Source organism: Novosphingobium endophyticum (genome assembly GCF_014640675.1).
Taxonomy (GTDB): domain Bacteria; phylum Pseudomonadota; class Alphaproteobacteria; order Sphingomonadales; family Sphingomonadaceae; genus Novosphingobium; species Novosphingobium endophyticum.
Map to the genome: position 1 here is coordinate 247889 of NZ_BMHK01000001.1, position 17696 is coordinate 265584.

At 65.6% G+C, this 17696-nt stretch carries 19 protein-coding genes; 10 read left to right on the top strand and 9 right to left on the bottom strand.

Going from position 1 to position 17696, the window contains the following annotated elements; translation table 11 throughout:
- Positions 1–6 precede the first annotated feature (6 nt).
- The 5 genes from IEX32_RS01095 to IEX32_RS01115 form a co-directional block, all read right to left on the bottom strand.
- On the bottom strand, positions 7–2277 hold the full coding sequence (locus tag IEX32_RS01095) for a xanthine dehydrogenase family protein molybdopterin-binding subunit (RefSeq protein WP_188767344.1): 2271 nt from the start codon (positions 2275–2277) through the stop codon (positions 7–9).
- Entirely contained in the window at positions 2256–2762 is a 507-nt protein-coding gene (locus IEX32_RS01100; protein WP_188767346.1) for a (2Fe-2S)-binding protein, read from the bottom strand. The genes IEX32_RS01095 and IEX32_RS01100 overlap by 22 nt, the downstream gene beginning before the upstream one ends.
- Positions 2759–3628 carry an FAD binding domain-containing protein gene (locus IEX32_RS01105; protein WP_188767348.1) on the bottom strand — a complete coding sequence of 290 codons (870 nt, stop codon included), beginning with the start codon at positions 3626–3628 and terminating at the stop codon, positions 2759–2761. The genes IEX32_RS01100 and IEX32_RS01105 overlap by 4 nt, the downstream gene beginning before the upstream one ends.
- 82 nt (positions 3629–3710) lie before the next feature.
- Entirely contained in the window at positions 3711–4514 is an 804-nt protein-coding gene (locus IEX32_RS01110; protein ID WP_188767350.1) for an SDR family NAD(P)-dependent oxidoreductase, read from the bottom strand.
- Between the two features lie 203 nt (positions 4515–4717).
- Positions 4718–6319: a phosphoenolpyruvate carboxykinase gene (locus IEX32_RS01115; protein ID WP_188767352.1), complete on the bottom strand. Its 1602-nt coding sequence runs from the start codon at positions 6317–6319 to the stop codon at positions 4718–4720.
- Between the two features lie 242 nt (positions 6320–6561).
- On the opposite strand from IEX32_RS01115, the gene IEX32_RS01120 reads away from it, so the two are divergent.
- The 8 genes from IEX32_RS01120 (at position 6562) to IEX32_RS01155 (ending at position 12364) form a co-directional block, all read left to right on the top strand.
- Positions 6562–7329: a response regulator transcription factor gene (locus tag IEX32_RS01120; protein ID WP_229735772.1), complete on the top strand. Its 768-nt coding sequence runs from the start codon at positions 6562–6564 to the stop codon at positions 7327–7329.
- Positions 7322–8899 (top strand): sensor histidine kinase, encoded by a 1578-nt coding sequence (locus IEX32_RS01125; protein WP_188767354.1) that lies wholly within the window; start codon positions 7322–7324, stop codon positions 8897–8899. The genes IEX32_RS01120 and IEX32_RS01125 overlap by 8 nt, the downstream gene beginning before the upstream one ends.
- The gene (locus IEX32_RS01130; protein ID WP_188767356.1) at positions 8899–9333 is read left to right on the top strand and encodes an HPr kinase/phosphorylase; all 435 of its coding nucleotides are present in this window, start codon (positions 8899–8901) and stop codon (positions 9331–9333) included. Before IEX32_RS01125 ends, IEX32_RS01130 begins: the two co-directional genes overlap by 1 nt.
- Positions 9334–9406: 73 nt before the next feature.
- Entirely contained in the window at positions 9407–10336 is a 930-nt protein-coding gene (gene rapZ, locus IEX32_RS01135) for an RNase adapter RapZ (RefSeq protein ID WP_188767358.1), read from the top strand.
- Between the two features lie 55 nt (positions 10337–10391).
- Positions 10392–10796, top strand: a complete 405-nt coding sequence (locus IEX32_RS01140) for a PTS sugar transporter subunit IIA (RefSeq protein WP_188767360.1) — start codon at positions 10392–10394, stop codon at positions 10794–10796.
- 4 nt (positions 10797–10800) lie between these two features.
- Positions 10801–11079, top strand: a complete 279-nt coding sequence (locus tag IEX32_RS01145; RefSeq protein WP_188767362.1) for an HPr family phosphocarrier protein — start codon at positions 10801–10803, stop codon at positions 11077–11079.
- A gap of 2 nt (positions 11080–11081) precedes the next feature.
- Positions 11082–11891, top strand: coding sequence for a TrmH family RNA methyltransferase (locus IEX32_RS01150; RefSeq protein WP_188767363.1), 810 nt, complete (start codon positions 11082–11084; stop codon positions 11889–11891).
- Between the two features lie 50 nt (positions 11892–11941).
- The gene (locus tag IEX32_RS01155) at positions 11942–12364 is read left to right on the top strand and encodes an META domain-containing protein (RefSeq protein ID WP_188767365.1); all 423 of its coding nucleotides are present in this window, start codon (positions 11942–11944) and stop codon (positions 12362–12364) included.
- Positions 12365–12378: 14 nt separating this feature from the next.
- Here IEX32_RS01155 and IEX32_RS01160 read toward each other — a convergent pair whose 3' ends face one another.
- The 3 genes from IEX32_RS01160 to recR all read right to left on the bottom strand — a co-directional run bounded on the left by IEX32_RS01160 (position 12379) and on the right by recR (position 15218).
- On the bottom strand, positions 12379–13863 hold the full coding sequence (locus tag IEX32_RS01160) for a DNA recombination protein RmuC (RefSeq protein WP_188767367.1): 1485 nt from the start codon (positions 13861–13863) through the stop codon (positions 12379–12381).
- Positions 13864–13978: 115 nt separating this feature from the next.
- Positions 13979–14548, bottom strand: coding sequence for a peptide deformylase (gene def, locus IEX32_RS01165; RefSeq protein ID WP_188767369.1), 570 nt, complete (start codon positions 14546–14548; stop codon positions 13979–13981).
- A gap of 73 nt (positions 14549–14621) precedes the next feature.
- On the bottom strand, positions 14622–15218 hold the full coding sequence (gene recR / locus IEX32_RS01170) for a recombination mediator RecR (RefSeq protein ID WP_188767371.1): 597 nt from the start codon (positions 15216–15218) through the stop codon (positions 14622–14624).
- A gap of 58 nt (positions 15219–15276) precedes the next feature.
- Here recR and fmt point away from each other — a divergent pair, with 58 nt between their 5' ends.
- Positions 15277–16185 carry a methionyl-tRNA formyltransferase gene (gene fmt, locus IEX32_RS01175; RefSeq protein WP_188767373.1) on the top strand — a complete coding sequence of 303 codons (909 nt, stop codon included), beginning with the start codon at positions 15277–15279 and terminating at the stop codon, positions 16183–16185.
- A gap of 4 nt (positions 16186–16189) precedes the next feature.
- Here the strand turns inward: fmt and IEX32_RS01180 are convergent, their stop codons facing one another.
- A complete protein-coding gene (locus IEX32_RS01180) occupies positions 16190–16720 on the bottom strand; it encodes a cupin domain-containing protein (protein WP_188767375.1) in 531 nt (176 codons plus the stop codon).
- A gap of 101 nt (positions 16721–16821) precedes the next feature.
- Between IEX32_RS01180 and truA the strand changes: the two genes are divergently transcribed.
- Entirely contained in the window at positions 16822–17568 is a 747-nt protein-coding gene (gene truA, locus IEX32_RS01185) for a tRNA pseudouridine(38-40) synthase TruA (protein ID WP_188767377.1), read from the top strand.
- The last annotated feature ends 128 nt before the right edge of the window (positions 17569–17696 follow it).

Consider the following 17696-nt stretch of genomic DNA (forward strand, 5'->3'; position numbering starts at 1 on the left):
CGCCCTTCACCCCTCGGGATGGAGCGCCGCGTAGACCCGTTCCGGCGACATCGGCAGCGAGTTCAGGCGCTTGCCGGTCGCCGCCTTGATCGCATTGGCCACGGCAGCGAGCGGCGGCACGATCGGTACTTCGCCCACGCCCTTGACGCCGAAAGGGTGATCGGGATTGGGCACTTCGACCATGACCGCTTCGATCATCGGCATGTCGGAGGCGACAGGCATGCGGTAGTCGAGAAAGCCGGGGTTATCGAGCCGGCCTTCCTCATTGTAGATGTACGTTTCGTTGAGAGCCCAGCCGATGCCCTGCGCCACGCCGCCTTGGATCTGGCCCTCGACGTAGTCGGCATGGATCGCGCGGCCCACGTCCTGGATCGCTGTATAGCGCACGACGGCGACGTGACCGGTCTCGGGATCGACTTCGACATCGCAGATGTGGAAACCGAAGCCGGGTAGCCACCCCCTGGCACTGAGGGCGGAGACCGCTGCGATCGGCCCGCCCGAGTGGAACGAGCGAGAGGCGATGTCCGCCACGGACATCGTCTCGCCCTGCTTGTCGCCCGAAAGACAGACGACTTCTCCCGAACGCCACTGGACCTGCTCGGGCGAGGCGCCCCATATCCGCGCCGCGCGCTGGCACAGCAGGTGCCTCACTTCCCCGGCCGCCTCGACCGTGGCCATGCCGGTCGCGAAAGTCGTGCGGCTGCCGCCGGTAACCATCGAAACGCCGATAGAGGCGGTGTCGGCGACGACGCAGCGGACCTGCTCGTAAGGCACGTCGAGCACTTCGGCCGCCATGATCGCCATCGATGCGCGGCTACCGCCAATGTCGGGGCTGCCGGTGGCGACAGTGAAGGTTCCGTCCTCCGCCACGCTTAGGTTGACCGTCGAAGGACCGCCGTAATTGCCCCAGTATCCCCCGGCGATGCCCCGCCCCTGGTTCGGGCCGAGCGGCGACGACCAATGCGGATGGGCCTTGGCAGCTTCCAGGCATTCGATCCAGCCGATCTTGCCCCAAGGCAGGCCCGAGGTTTGCGGATCGCCGGGCTTCGCGGCGTTCTTCAACCGCAGTTCGAGCGGGTCCATGCCCAGCCTGGCGGCCAGTTCATCCAACGCGCTTTCCACGGCGAAGTTGACCTGCGGCGCGCCCGGCGCGCGGTAGGCCTTGGCGGCGGGACGATTGCAGAGAACTTCCGTGCCGACAACGCGCGTGTTGGCGATACGGTAGTGGCCAATGGCACTGGACACGCCCGCACCGGCATCCACCGCGGGATAGGCGCCCGAATGATACTTGAACTCTACGTCGGCCGCGACGAGCCTGCCGTCCGCGTCGGCGCCGATGCGCACGTCGATGATTGCGCCGGGAGCCGGGCCGCTCGCGCGGAACACCTCCTCGCGGCTCATCGCCAGACGCACCGGACGGCCCGACTTGCGCGAGAGGATCATCGCCACCGGCTCGAGATAGATCGTTGTCTTGCCGCCAAAGCCGCCTCCGATCTCCAGCGGCATGACGCGGATGTCCGACTGCGGGATGGCCAGCACAGAGGCTGTCAGCGAGCGCACGGAGAAATGGCCCTGGCTCGAACACCAGATCTGCGCCTGCCCGTCTCCGTTCCAGGAGGCCACGCAGGCGTGCGGCTCGATATAGCCCTGGTGCACGGGCTCCATGGTGTAGCGGCCCTCGACCGTGACCGCCGCGCCCGCCAGCCCCGCCTCGATATCGCCCGCTCCCATTTCCACCCGCATGGAGGCGTTGGAGGGCTTGTCCGGCCTGGGCTTCACACCCTTTGTGAACATATTGTCGTGAAGCAGCGGCGCATCCTGGGCGAGCGCTTCTTCCAGCCCGAGGACAAAGGGCAGGACGTCGTATTCCACTTCGATCAACGCAAGGGCATCGCGCGCGATTTCCGGCGACGTGGCCGCGACGGCCGCAACCGCGTGTCCCTCATAGAGCACCTTGTCCAGCGCCAGACAATTGTGCGCTACATCGACAATATCCGAAGCGCCCTCGCCCACATGCATGACGAGAGATTCCAACGTGGGAAAGTCCCTGCCCGTCGCCACCGCCTTTACGCCGGCCAGCCTTTCCGCCTCCCGCGTGTCTATCGAGACAATGCGGGCGTGCGGGTGCGGACTGCGCAGGATCGCGCCCCAGAGCATGCCTGGCGCCTTGAAGTCCGGGCCGTACAGCGCTTTTCCGGTGACCTTGTCCACACCATCCGGCCGCACCGGGCGCGTGCCGATATGACGGAAAGGCTTCATTGTCTCGGGCGCGTGCATGCCGGCGTCCTTTCCTGGCGAAGCTCGGCGGCGGCGGCCAGAACCGCGCGCACGATCTTGTCGTAGCCGGTACAGCGGCACAGGTTGCCGGCGAGCCAGTAACGCACTTCGGTTTCGGTGGGATCGGGATTGCGGTCCAGCAGGTTCTTGGCCGCGACGATGAAGCCCGGCGTGCAGAAGCCGCACTGGAGCGCGGCATGTTCGAGGAATTTCTGCTGAACGGGATGCAACACCGAGCCTTCGGCGACGCCCTCGATGGTGGCGACGGAGCGCCCTTCCGCTTCAGGCGCGAGCACGAGGCAGGAACAGACCATCTCGCCATCAAGCACCACGGTGCAGGCCCCGCAGTCGCCCGAACCGCAACCTTCCTTGGAACCGGTGAGACCCAGCGTATCCCGCAGGACATCGAGCAACGTGGCCCCCGGATCGCAGAGGAACTCGGTGGCGTCGCCATTGACGGCGCAGTTGACGTGGATCTTGTTCATGCCTTCACTCCCGCGCGCTCCGCGGCGATCCGGACCGCACGCCTTGCCAGTACGCCAGCCATGGCCTTGCGGTAGGATATCGTACCGCGCTTATCGTCGATGGGATCGCAGGCCGCCCTGACCGCCTCGGCCATGGCATCAAGCGCCGCATCGTCCAGTCTGGTGCGGATCAGCGCCGCGCCCGCCGCCTCGACCAGTACGACCGTGGGAGCCACGGCGCCAAGCGCGATGCGAGCCGAAGTGCAGGTGCCCTCGCCATCGAACTCGAGATTGGCGGCGGTGCCCACGACGGCGATGTCCATCTCGGTACGTGGGATAGAGCGCAGATAGGCATCCGATCCACTCCGCCGGCCTGCGGGAAGCCTGATTTCAATCACGAATTCGCCGGCGGCCAGAGAGGTCCGGCCCGGCGCCACCGGCACCGCCTCAACCGGGACTTCGCGCCTGCCGGCAGGCCCCGCGATCACGCAGGTGGCGCCGGCCGCGACCAGCGCCGGAACGCTGTCCGCGGCGGGTGAGGCATTGCACAGGTTGCCGGCCATGGTGGCACGGTTGCGAACCTGGACAGAGCCGATCAGGTTCGCCGCCTCGACCACGCCGGGCCAGGCAGCGCTGAACTGAGCATCGTCCTTCAGCGAGGTGCACGGAGTTGCCGCACCAATCACGAAAGCCTCACCATCCCGGCGCACCCCGGAGAGTCCGCCGATCCGCTTCAGATCGACAATGGATGAAGGTGTCACGCGCCCCGATCGCACCTGCACGATCAGGTCGGTCCCGCCGCCGAGCGGCCGCGCCAGGGGATCGGCAGCAAGGAGGGCAATGGCGCCCTCCACGGTGTCAGGTGCGTGAAAGGCTGGTGACGGCATTGAACTCCCCTGCCGGATGATCCTGTCGGGACAAGGTCGGGTCCGCCGCCGCTTTCGTCAACCGGCAAACCGCGAGTCACGGTCACATCGACGGTGCATAGCCTCCGTTCAGCGGATAGGTCTGGCCCGTGATCCACTCGGCCGTGTTCGAGCAGAGGAATGCAACCAGCGCGGCCACGTCCCGCGACTTGCCGTAGCGACGGATTGTGTAACGCGACATCATCGCCTTGGCCTGATCGGTCTGCATGAATTCTGCCAGTTTCTCCTCCGGCATGTCTGGCATCAGCGCGGAGAGCGAAACGGCATTGCAGGTGACGTTGTAGCGGCCCAGTTCCTTGGCGATGGAACGCACGAAGCCCTGCGCGCCTGCCTTTGCCGAGGCGTAGACCGCCAGTTTCGGTTCCCCCAGGCGGCCCGAGTCCGATACGATCGTGACGATGCGGCCCCTCTTCGCCTCGACCATGTTCGGGATCAAGGCGAAGCAGCAGTTGTACACGCCGTAAAGATTGGTGCGCAGGTATAGGTCCCAATTGGCCGGATCTTCTTCCCAGAAATTCTGCCTGGGCCGCAGCGAGCCACCCGGCCCGGCCATGCCGGCGTTATTCACCAGCACCGTCGCGGCTCCGAGCTTGTCCTTGATCTCGGCATCGGCGGCCTTGATCGCATCTAGATCGCCGACATCGAACGGGACGGCGAGCGCCGGCACGCCCATCGCTCGCACTTCCTCGGCCACGGCCTCGGCGCGCTCCGCAACGAAATCGTTGACGGCGATGCCGCCTGCGTTGTGACGCGCCAGTTCCAGCGCGATCGCGCGGCCCGCGTTCTGACCGGCACCCGTTACCACGGCCACCTGTCCCCCCAGATCGAGAAGATCACCGTCGCTCATTTACCCTCACTCCCCGTCCGAATGCACATTGGATAGTATACACTATCGCTGCCTAGCGAGTCCCTCCAACCGGACCGATGGAGAGGATCACCCGGACGATGCCCGGTCGGCCGGGCGCGGCACCTGGGGCGCCCCGAGACATGAAAAAGGCTCCGGAATCTTGTCCCGGAGCCTTTTTCACTGTGGGTCCAGGCAGACCCGGATCAGGCCGCGACCGGCGCCGCCTTGCGTACGCTTTCGTCGACGTGGGCTTCGAATTGCCCGAAGTTCTCGATGAACTGCTTGACCAATGTTTGCGCGGTCTTGTCGTACTCGGCGGGATCGGCCCATGCACCACGCGGGTCGAGGAGCTTGGAATCGACGCCCGGAACCTCGACCGGGACCTCGAAGCCGAAGTTAGGATCTTCCTTGAACTCCGCGCCGTTGAGGCTCCCGTCGAGCGCGGCGTTGAGCAGCGCGCGGGTGGCCTTGATCGGCATGCGCTTGATGCCCGGCATCGTCGCCTTGCCGCCAGACCAGCCGGTGTTGACCAGCCAGCACTTCACACCGCCCTTGGCGATGCGTTCCTTGAGCAGGTTGCCGTAGACCGTGGGGTGGCGCGGCATGAACGGCGCGCCGAAGCAGGTCGAGAATGTCGCTTCCGGTTCGGTCACACCGATCTCGGTGCCGGCGACACGCGCGGTGTAGCCCGAGAGGAAGTGGTACATCGCCTGGTCTGGCGTGAGCCGCGCGATCGGCGGCAGCACGCCGTAGGCATCGGCGGTCAGGAAGATGATGTTCTTCGGGACCGGACCGAGATTCTCTTCAGAGGAATTCGGAATGAAGTCGATCGGATAGGAACCACGGCTGTTTTCGGCCAGTGAGTTGTCATCAAGGTCGATCTGACGGGTTTCCAGATCGATCACCACGTTCTCCAGCACCGTGCCGAATCGCTTGGTGGTCGCGAAGATCTCGGGCTCGGCCTCGGCCGAAAGGCGGATCATCTTGGCGTAGCAGCCGCCTTCGAAGTTGAACACTGCGGTGTCCGACCAGCCATGCTCATCGTCGCCGATCAGCGTGCGGCTGGCATCGGCCGAAAGCGTCGTCTTGCCGGTGCCCGACAGGCCGAAGAACACGGCGGTGTCACCAGCGGGGCCAATGTTGGCCGAGCAGTGCATGGGCATCACGCCTTTCACCGGCAGCAGGTAGTTGAGAATGCCGAAGACGGATTTCTTCATCTCGCCCGCGTAGGCGGTGCCGCCGATCAGGATCAGCTTTTCCGTGAAGTTGACCGCGATCACAGTCTCGGTGCGGCACCCGTGGCGCGCCGGATCGGCGCGGAAGCTGGGCAGGTCGATGATGGTGTATTCAGGCTCGAACCCTTCCAGCTCATCCTTGGCCGGGCGCACCAGCAGGGTGCGGATGAACAGGTTGTGCCAGGCAAGTTCGTTGATAACGCGCACGTTGACGCGGTTCTCCGCCTGCGAGCCGCCGAACAGGTCCGCGACGTAGAGCTTCTCCTTCTCCGCCACCGCCTTCAGGAAATCCTCCTTGAGCGCCGCGAAGTGCTTGGGCGTCATCGGAACGTTGGTCTTGCCCCACCAGACGGTGTCTTGCGTTTCGGCGTCCTTGACGATGAACTTGTCCTTTGCGGACCGGCCGGTGTGCTTGCCAGTGGCGACGACCAGAGGACCATCAACCGAAAGCATCCCCTCCCCGTTGCTGACCGCATGTTCCACCAGTGGCGCAGTGCCAAGGTTCGCAAAAATCTGCGCCTTCGTCGCTATTCCCTGACGGGATAGCGGATAGCTAAGGGTAGCGGTCAATGTTATCTCCTCCAGATAGACACGGCTGCCGGCACGAAGCGGTCAGTGCATCGACGATTCCACGCAAGAATCGGACGGCCGATAGTCGACACCCCCTTTTCCGTCAATTTCGCGAAAATTGGAACCGACCAGCCCTGTATAATACCAACGATACTGGACCATCGGCTGAGCGATTGTCACGCACAGCCCGACCGGCTAATCAGCAATTTCAGATTTGCAGCAAAGGCAACGACTTCGTCTTCATGGCCGATGCATCGACACCCAACGGATCCACCGACGACGGGCAGGCGTGGCAACCGCAGCGCAAGTCGATCGCGCTCGTCGACGATGACCGGAACATCCTGACGACCCTTTCGATCAGCCTGCAGGCGGAAGGTTTTACGACCCGCGTCTATACCGATGGCGAGACGGCACTGAAGGCGCTCCTGGAAAATCCGCCGGACCTTGCCATCTTCGACATCAAGATGCCGCGCATGGACGGGCTGCGCCTGTTGCAGGCGCTGCGCGAGCAGTCGAGCCTTCCGGTGATCTTCCTGACGTCGAAGGACGAGGAACCAGACGAGGCCCTGGGCCTTGCGATGGGTGCCGACGACTACATCACCAAGCCATTCAGCCAGCGCCTGCTGGTCGCCCGGATCCGCGCGATCCTGCGCCGCAGCGAGCTCGTCAAGGCGACGCCTGAAGAAACTCCTCAGGAGGACCTGCCCGAACCGGTCGTGCGCGGACGGCTGCACCTCGATCCGGCGCGGCATCAGGTGACCTGGGATGACAAGCCGGTTTCACTGACCGTGACCGAATTCCTGATCCTGGAGGCGATGGCCACTCGCCCCGGCGTGGTGAAGAGCCGCAACCAGCTGATGGACGCGGCCTACAGCGACGACATCTATGTCGATGACCGGACCATCGACAGTCACATCAAGCGACTGCGCCGCAAGTTCCGCACGGTAGATCCCGAATTCGCGGCAATCGATACGCTTTACGGCGCCGGCTATTCCTTCTCCGATGGTTGAGAAACTCACCGAGCGCCGGAAGCCCACGCTCGGGACGCGTCTGGGTCTATCCTGGCGCGTTTCGCTTACCGCGCGCATCCTTGCCGTCAACATCATAGCACTGGCGCTGCTCGCGGGCAGCCTGTTCTACATCGACAGCTATCGGCGCGAACTGCTCGCCGAGCGCTACCGCCTTGCCGTGGCCGAAGCCGAAATCACCGCCGATGCCCTGACCGGCGAACCGAGCGAGAGACGCCGCGAGCTTATCGCCCGGATCGGTTCCAGCCAGGCGCTGCGGTTGCGCCTCTTTGACAGCGGGGGCGTCCTGCTCGCCGACAGTTTCGAGCTTGCCCCGCCGTCTTACCGGCTGATCGACCCGGCGACGGAACCCTGGTATCAGGATGCCGCCCGCGCGCTCGACCGGGGCATGGACTTCCTGCTGGGGGCGCCGCCGATCCCCGACTATCGCGATCCGGCCGACAGCACTGCCGCCGCCTGGCCCGAGGTCACCGCGGCGCTGGCGAGCGGCGAAACGGTGGTCGATCACAAGTCGGCGCCGGACCGGACCCCGGTCATCATTGCCGCAACTCCCGTGGGGGACGAGGGCATGGCGCTGCTCGTCACCCGCAATGCCCGCGACATCACCGAGAACGTGCGCATGGCGCGCCAGACGCTGGCGATCATCGTGGGCGGCGCACTGGGCGTTTCGATCCTGCTGTCGCTGTTCCTCGCGCGCACGATCGTGGAGCCGCTGCGCAAGCTGGTGCGCGCGGCAGTGCGCGTCAGGCTGGGGCGCGATCGCAGCGTCGTCGTTCCGCGCCTGCCGGACCGCCGCGACGAGATCGGCCTGCTCGCCCGCGCCATCTCCGACATGAGCGGCGCGCTGCGCCAGCGCATCGACGCGGTAGAGAGCTTCGCCGCCGACGTCGCGCACGAGCTCAAGAATCCACTGACTTCACTGCGCAGCGCCCTCGACAGCCTCGACCGGGTCGAGCGGCCCGATCTGCGCCACCAGCTCATCAGCATTGCCCAGGACGATGTGCGCCGCATCGACTTCCTCGTGACCGAGATTGCCGATGCCAGCAGGATCGACGCCGAACTCAGCCGCACCGTGTTCGAGCCCGTGAACATGGCACAGATGGTCCACGCCCTCGTCGCGGAGCGGGATCAGCGCGGCGTCAACGGATCCTGCAACATCACCATAATTCGCGATGGCAACACGGATCTCACAGTAGCGGGTGACGCCCCGCGCCTGGAACGCGTGCTGCAGAACCTGCTCGACAACGCCGTGTCCTTTTCGCCGGAGAACGAGACGATCGAGATCGTTCTCGGCCGCCGCGACGACCGCGTGAAGATCTCGGTATCGGATCATGGCCCCGGCATTCCGGAGGACGCGCGAGAGAATATCTTCGAGCGCTTTCATTCGCTGCGCCCCTCGCGCGAGGAGTTCGGCAAGCACAGCGGCCTGGGTCTGGCGATAGCCCGCACGATCGTAGAGGCCCACTTCGGCAGGCTTGTCGCCACCGCACGCGCCGACGGCACGCAAGGCGCGCGTTTCGAGCTTTCGCTCCCGGCATGGAGGCCCAGTTGATGGTACAGGCAAAACCCAGCCCCCTGCAGGCAAGTTGCGTCGCGATCGGCGGGCGCGGCGTGCTGATCGAGGGGGCGACCGGTTCGGGCAAATCGAGCCTGGCACTGGGACTGATCGATCGCGGCGCGCATTTCCTGGGTGACGACGGCATCCTCGTGCATGCCGAAAAGGGCCGGCTCGTCGCCCGCCCCCACCAGAGGATTCGCGGACTTCTGGAGGTCCGCAATCTGGGATTGCTGTCCTTCCCCTGCCTGGACGAAGCGGCGATCTCCCTCGTCATCAGGCTCGACCCGAATGCGCCCCGCTACATCGAGGAGGCGGAAACGGTCGAAATCGAGGGTGTCGCCATTCCCATGCTGCGCGTCTGGCCGGGAGGCGGGCTGCTCGCGATCAAGGTGGAACTGGCCCTCGACCGCTTCGGCGCCGCTGTCTGACGATCAGGCCTTCAACAAGCTAACTGCCGTCCCCACTTTTCTTTCATCGACAGCAGGCGCAAACACGGACGCGATGCAGGACGATCTGGAACATTGTGACCCCAAGCAGCGCGTGCTGCTGGTGACCGGCATGCTCGGAGCAGGCAAGACCACCGCGCTGCGCGTGCTGGAAGACCTCGGCTGGGAGATCATCGACAACTTTCCGATCCGCTTGCTGGAAGGCCTAATCGAAAGCTCGCCCAACGGCGGTCCCGGACCGCGCCCCCCGCTGGCGATCGGGTTCGATTCGCGCACCCGTGGCTTCAATCCCCAGCAGATCATCAGCCAGGTGCAGGGCCTCGACGAGCGCGAGGAGTTCGAGCTGACAACACTCTTCCTGGATTGTTCCAGCAGGGAACTGGAGCGCCGCTACAACGAGACGCGCCACCGCCATCCACTTGCCTCCGACGCCCCGGCCTCTACCGGAATCCGCGCCGAGCGCGAACTGCTGGCGCCGTTGCGCGGCTGGGCGGACCTGCTGATCGACACGACCGACTTCACCTCGAACGACCTGCAACGATCGGTTCGCGAAAGATTTGCGTCGAGCGCGCCGGACGACGTGACGGTGACCGTCTCCAGCTTCGGCTTCGCGCGCGGCATGCCGCCGCTGGCCGACCTGGTGTTCGACGTCCGGTTTCTGGAAAACCCGCACTGGGACGAACAGCTGCGGCCGATGACGGGGCAGGAAGCGCCGGTCGGCGATTACATCCGCAAGGACCCTGGCTACGAGGAGGCCTTCGCGCGCATTCGCGACCTGCTGCTCATGCTGCTTCCGCGCTATCGAACGCAGGGCAAGGCCTATGTGCACATCGCATTTGGATGTACCGGAGGGAGACACCGCTCGGTTTTCATGGCGGAACAGATCGCTGCGGCCTTGCGTCAGGAAGGATTTTCCCCCACATTGCTGCACCGCAACCTGGGCTCGCGAGCAGCCGATCTTCTGGAAGGAGGTCCGCGGCGGTGAAGAACAAGTGTAAATCCCAGGTGCGATCAGAGGTATTTCGGAGCGCCCTTCCCGCATGATCGGTATGATCCTGGTCACTCACGGCAATCTCGCCGAGGAGTTTGTTCACGCCATGGAACACGTGGTGGGCGATCAGACGGCGGTGGAGACCGTGTGCATCGGTCCCAATGACGACATGGAACGCCGACGCGGCGAAATCGCCGATGCCATCGCAGCGGTCGACAGCGGCGAAGGCGTTGTCATCCTGACGGACCTTTTCGGCGGAACGCCCTCCAACCTGGCGATCTCGCTGATGCAGGCGGGAAAGATCGAGGTCATTGCCGGCATCAACCTGCCCATGCTGATCCGCTTGGCAAAGGCGCGCCGTTGCATGTCGGTGCGCGATGCGGCGGTGGCCGCGCGCGATGCCGGAAAGAATTACATAACCATAGCTTCGGAATACCTGGGACAGGATGCATGACCGCATGATCGACTGCCGTGAGACGGTGCTCATCGTAAATAAACGCGGCCTTCATGCCCGCGCCAGCGCCAAGTTCGTCAATCACGTCGCCGACCTCCCGCCATCGGTCACGGTAACGGTCGTCAAGGACGGCACCGAAGCAGCCGGCGGATCAATCCTGGGCCTGATGATGCTGGGCGCGGCAAAGGGTGACAGGATTGAAATCGCCTGTTCCGGCGACGGTGCCGACCGGGCGCTCGCCACGCTCGCCTCGCTCGTCAGGGAAGGCTTCGGCGAGGATTGATCTTGGCCCCGCGCCGTACCATCACCGGATTTTCCAACCCGCTGGTCAAGTTCCTGCGCTCACTGCGCGAGAAGAAGCACCGCAAACGGGAACAGCGCTTCCTTGCCGAGGGACTGCGCCTGCTGACCGATGCGCGCGAGAGCGGGATCGTGCCGGAAATGCTCGTCATGGCGGCGGGCCGCGAACCTCACCCGCTGCTCGATGCGCTGGAGGAGGCCGTTGGCGCCGCCGGCGGCGAGATCGTCGAGATGGATGTCGAGATCCTCGCCAAGGTCACCGGCAAGGACAATCCGCAGGCCGTCGCGGGCGTCTTCGCCGAGTTCGACACACGCCTTGCTGGCATCGACCGCCACGCCGCGCCGATCTGGCTGGTGGCCCAGGCTCTGCGCGATCCCGGCAATCTCGGGACGATGCTGCGCACCGGCGACGCGGTCGGTGCGGGCGGGCTGATCCTGATCGACGATTGCGCCGATCCCTTCTCGGTCGAGGCGGTGCGTGCCAGCATGGGCGCCATCTTCACCCAGAAGCTGGCCGTGGCGCGCTGGGATGAGTTCATCACCTGGCTGCGGCAGGACGAAGGCCAACTCGTCGCCGCTTCGCTGCGCGACTCGACCGACTATCGCAAGGCGCCGTATGCCGCGCCGTGCTTCCTCATGGTCGGCAACGAATCGCAAGGATTGCCGCACGCCTACGAGGATGCCTGCGACCTGCGTGTGACGATCCCCATGCGCGGCCGTGCCGACAGCCTCAACGCCGCCGTGGCCGGCGCCGTCCTCGCCTACGAGGCGCTGGCACATCTTGCGACGAACTGAGGGCGTTTGTTAATCCGGATATCATCTGCCGGGTGTACAATGACCGGGTCATGCACCGCCTGGTCCTCCTCCTCGCCTGCACTCTCGGCATCGCGGGATGCAACGCGGGGGCCGATGGCGGCTCGCACCTGACCGGCAGCACCTGGCATTTCGAACGGATCGACGGGGAACGCCCCGCTTCCGAGGCGGCCAGCCTGACCTTCAGCAAGGATCACATCGGCGTCAAGGTGGGATGCAACCGTCTCGGCGGCCCTTGGAGAATGGGCGAAGAGCGGCTCATCGCAGGCCCCTTCACGCAAACCGAGATGGCGTGCCCAACGCCGGCCTGGAGCCAGGAGAAGGCGGTCGGATCGCTCCTCGTCGCCACCCCGCGTATCGAGGTCGAAGGTAACCGGATGACCCTGCAATCGCGCGGACACACCGCACAACTGGTGCGAAAGCACACGCCGGATTCAGACGCGAAAGACAGGTAAAGACTGGCCAGCGCCTATTCGGCGGCGGCGGGCAATGCTTCTCCATCGCCATCCCCTTCAGCGACCGCTTCGACACCATAGCGGGGTGACGACTCGATCTGCGGCACGTCATCGATCTCGCGCTTGCCGATCTCGATGTGCTTGTCCTTCAGGCGGCGGCCCGTGGAGAGCACGTTACGTTCGAAGCTGCCGACGAACTTGTTGTAGTTGTTGACCGCCGTTTCGAGGCCGGAGCCGACGCGCTTCATATGTTCGGCGGCGACGGCGAGCCGGTCGTAGAGTTCGCCGCCCATGCGGCCGATCTCCCGCGCCTCGCGGGCAAGGCCGTCCTGACGCCAGACCTGCGCGACGGTGCGGGCAATGGCGACGAGGTTGGTCGGCGTCGCCAGCAGGACCCGGTTACGGAAGGCGAAATCCCACAGTTCCGGATCGTATTCCAGGGCCGCGGCCACGAAGTGCTCGCCGGGCACGAACATCACGACATAATCGGGCGCATCCTCGAACTGGCTCTGGTAGCTCTTGGCGCCCAGCGTCTGGACGTGATTGCGCATCGAGGCGACATGCTGGCGCAGCGCGGTGTCGCGGGCGACATCATCCTGTGCCTCGAACGCTTCCTGATAGGCATTGAGCGAGACCTTGGCGTCGATCACCAGACGCTTCTGGCCGGGAATGTTGACGATCGCATCGGGCCGTAGCCGGCCGTCCTCGGTCTCGATCGAATGTTCGGTGACGAAATCGGTATGCTCGGTAAGGCCGCACTGTTCGAGCACGTTCTTGAGTTGCTGCTCGCCCCACCGGCCGCGCGCCTTGGGCGCATTGCGCAGCGAGTTGCCCAGCCGCGCCGCCTCCTCGCGCACCTTTTCCTGCCCTTCACGCATCGACTGGATCAGCCCGGTGAGCTGGCCGAACGAATCGACCCGCTTGGCCTCCAGCGCCTGCACCTGTTCCTCGTAGCTCTTCAGCCGGGCGCCGACCGGTTCGAGCAGCGAACGGAGGCGCTCGGCATTGGCCTTCTCGGTTTCCTCGAAGCGGGCGCCCGCGCGGCGCAGGAACGCCTCCTGCGCGCCTTCGAGCACCTTGGCCCCGGCATTCTCGAATTCCTTGCGCAGCACTTCCTGCGCCTCGATCAGCAGGCGTTTCTGCTCGTCAAAGTTGGCGGTCTTCTCGCGCAACGTAGCGAGTTCCTCGGCCAGCGCCCGCTTCTCGCCCTGGTGCAGGTCGATCGCCGCCGCATGTTCGGAGCGCAGGCGTTCCAGCGTGCCGGCGTGCTCCGCGCGCACGCCTTCTAGAGCGCGGGCAAGATCGTCGGCGCGCCTCGCCTTCTCGCTTTCGGAGGCGAGGTCCACGATCGCCTTGCGGAACTTTTCCTCGACGTCCTTGAGCTCACGTTCCCGCGATTCGGTCTGCCCCCGTGCTTCGGCAAGCGGCCTGACGCCCAGGAACCAGCCGATTCCCAAGCCAATGACGAGTGCGACGATAGCAACGACGACGAGTTCCATTCCGGCAGCCTATCCGGAACGTTTCAGGAACGCCAGCCTCCACCGAAAGCTATCAACAGTCAAACGGGTCCTCGCCTCCGCAGGGGGAACGAAGGCGAGGTCAATGGCCGAAGGATCAGGCTGCCTTGCGCAACTTGTCGAGCTTCTTGAGCGCCATCTGCCGCTTCAGGCGCGAGAGATGGTCGATGAAAAGAATACCTTCGAGGTGGTCCATTTCGTGCTGGAGACAGGTGGCCATGAGGCCCTCCATTTCCTCCTCGTGGGTCTTGCCCTCGATATCCTGCCAGCGCGCGCGAATGCGGGCCGGACGCTCCACGTCGGCGTAGATCTCGGGCACGGAAAGGCACCCTTCCTGATAGACCGAGTGCTCTTCCGAAGGATCGAGGATCTCGGGATTGATGAATATCCGCGGTTCCTTCTTCGTCGGCTGGTGCGTGTGGGCGTGGCCGCCGTGCGCCGTGCAGACTTCAGGCTCCGCGGCCGGATCCTCCGGCTGGAGGTCAATTACCAGCACGCGCAGCGGCACGCCCACCTGGATCGCGGCAAGGCCGATGCCGGGGGCGTCGTACATCGTCTCGAACATGTCCGCGACGAGCGTCTTCAGATCGTCGTCGAACTTGTCGACGGGCGATGAGACCTGCTTCAGGCGCGGGTCGGGAACTTCAAGGATCTCGCGTATAGCCATGGATCGCAGATAAGCGCGCTGCCGCGATTTCGCAATAATGACGATGCACGGGATTCGCGATGAGAGTGATCGGTCAGCCGACGGGCCGCCGCGCCCGGATCGCCTGCGCCAGCGTGCCTTCGTCGAGATAATCGAGCTCGCCGCCGACCGGAAGGCCATGCGCGAGCTGGGTCACGCGCACCGGGTAGGCCTCCAGCCGTTCCGCGATGTAGTGCGCAGTGGTCTGGCCTTCGAGCGTGGCATTCATGGCCAGGAGCACTTCGTCGATGCCGCCTTCGGCGATTCGGGCCAGCAGGCGGTCGATGGTCAGATCCTCGGGCCGCACCCCGTCGAGCGCCGAGAGCCGGCCGCCGAGGACGTGGTACTTGCCGGTGAACAGCCGCGCCCGGTCTAGCGCCCACAGGTCGGCCACTTCCTCGACCACGCAGATCGAGCGGACATCGCGGCGCGGATCGGCACAGATGCCGCAGGGATTCGAGGTATCGATATTGCCGCAGACATCGCATTCCACCAGCGTCTCGCGCACGGCGGCGAGCGCTTCGAGGAGCTGGACCAGCGAAGTCTCGCGCCGCTTGATCAGCCAGAGCACCGCGCGTCGGGCCGAACGGGGGCCGAGGCCGGGAAGGCGCGACAGGGCGGCGGTAAGGGTCTCGATCTCTTGCGATGCCATGGCTCGGGAGATAGGGCCTGCCGGGCGTCAGAGGAAGCCCGCCGGAGAAGTCCCCCACATGCGTATCGTCTTCATGGGAACCCCCGATTTCGCCGTGCCAGCTCTCGCCGCACTGATCGAGGCGGGATACGAGGTGGTGGCCGCCTATACCCAGCCCCCGCGTCCGGGCGGCCGGCGCGGCAAGGAGCTGACGCCCTCCCCCGTCCACAAGGAAGCCGAATCGCGCGGGATCGAGGTGCGCCATCCGGTTTCGCTGAAAGGCGCCGAAGAGCAGGCTGCTTTCGCCGCGCTCGGCGCCGACGTGGCGGTAGTGGCCGCCTATGGCCTGCTGCTGCCGCAGGCGATTCTCGATGCGCCGCGCCTGGGGTGCCTCAACATCCACGCCTCGATCCTGCCGCGATGGCGCGGCGCGGCGCCGATCCAGCGCGCGATCCTTGCGGGCGATCCGACCACGGGGGTGACGATCATGCAGATGGAGGCGGGCCTCGACACCGGGCCGATGCTGGCCACGCTGCGCACCGTTATCGACCGCAAGACGGCGGGTGAGCTGACGGCGGAGCTGGCCGAAAAGGGCGCGCGGCTTCTGGTCGCCACGCTGCGCGATCTTGCGGTCCACCGCCCCGTCCCGCAACCGGATGACGGCGTGACTTACGCGAAGAAGATCGACAAGGCCGAAGCGCAGCTCGACTTCACCGGTCAGGCCGCGCAGGCCGAACGGCAGGTGCGCGCTTTCGCTCCCGCGCCGGGCGCCTTTTTCGAACTGGACGGTGAACGCTACAAGGTCCTCTCCGCGGAACTCTCCGATGCCATGGGCATTCCGGGCACGACGCTCGACCACCAGCTCACCATTGCCTGCGGCACCGGCGCCATCCGTCCGAGCCGTGTCCAGCGCGCCGGACGCCCCGCCATGACGACCGCCGATCTCCTGCGCGGCCGGCCTGTGCCGGCGGGCACGCGGATCGCCTGAGCGGTCAGGCCCGTTCCGGCAGCCTGCCCCCCGGAAACGGCTCACTCGCCCAGCGTTCCTGCGCTGCGCGGACCTTTTCGGCGTCCTTTTCCCAGGCCGCGACCGGCTTGTCCCGGATGCGGATGTTGAAGCTGTCGGTCGCGCGGAATTCGATCACTTCCGCGCCTTCAGGCCCGGCGCTGTAGCCATAGGGAACCTCGCTGCCGACGAAGAACCCGTCCCCCGCCGCCAGCGTCTCCGAACCGAGCTGGATGCTGCCGGCGACGATGTAATAGAGGCAGTCGCAGTCGTGAGAGTGGAGAGGCAACGGAAAGCCGCTTTTCAGCCAGAGACGGGACAGGCTCATGCCCGGACGCCGGTAGGGCACATCCACCTGCTCGCCCCGTTCCATGCCTGCTTTCATGATCCGGGGCATGACGGCCAGGAGATTGGGCGCCTCTCCCTCCCTGGTCATGCACCCGCATTCGTCGAGCGTGGGCGCGTCGGCGCCCCGGAATATCTCGAAACGCGGCGCTTCGGCTTGTTCCTCGGCCATCCCGGCATCCTTTCCCGTTATTTGCCCCGCATGGTGCCAGTCATCGACGCAGGGGCCAAGCCGTTTGCATGAGCCCCGCGGTCCTGTATCGGCGTGGCGAAATGACGCGCTTCGCACTCACCCTGGAATTCGACGGCGGCCCCTTCATGGGCCTGCAACGACAGGCGCATGGCCCCTCGGTCCAGCAGTGCGTCGAGGAGGCGATCCACGCGGTCACCGGCGAGCGGGTTACCATGCATGCCGCCGGGCGCACCGACGCGGGCGTCCACGCCCTGGCGATGCGCGTCCATGTCAACATCGCAAAGGCCTTCACGCCCTTCCGCCTGACGGAAGCGATCAACGCCCGGCTGCGGCCGAACCCCATCGCCGTCATCGCCTGCGAGGAAGTGCCGGATGACTGGCACGCGCGCTTCTCCTGCATCGGCCGCGCCTATCTCTACCGCATCGTTAACCGCCGCGCACCCCTGACGCTGGAGCGCGGACGGGCGTGGCAGGTGGCAAAACCGCTCGACGCCGAGGCCATGCACCGCGCGGCGCAGGCGCTGGTGGGGCGGCATGACTTCACCACCTTCCGCTCGGTCCATTGTCAGGCGCAAAGCCCGCTCAAGACGCTCGACCGGCTCGATGTGCGCCGCGAAGGCGATCTCGTGCTGGTGGAGGCCGACGCGCGCAGCTTCCTCCACCATCAGGTGCGATCGATGGTGGGATGCCTTGCTCTCGTCGGCATGGGCCGTTGGGACGAAGCGCAAGTGGGCCAGGCCCTCGCCGCGCGTGACCGGCAGGCGCTGGGACTCAACGCGCCGCCGGACGGGCTGTACTTCGTGCGGGCCCTTTATCCGACGGAGTAGTCAAACCCCGATGAGGCAGCCAACCCCGTCATCCCGGACTTGCTCCGGGACCGGTGGAGGTCCTTCGGCATCTCCTCTCGGCGGGGCTGCATGTAACCATGGCCACCGGTCCCGGAGCAAGTCCGGGA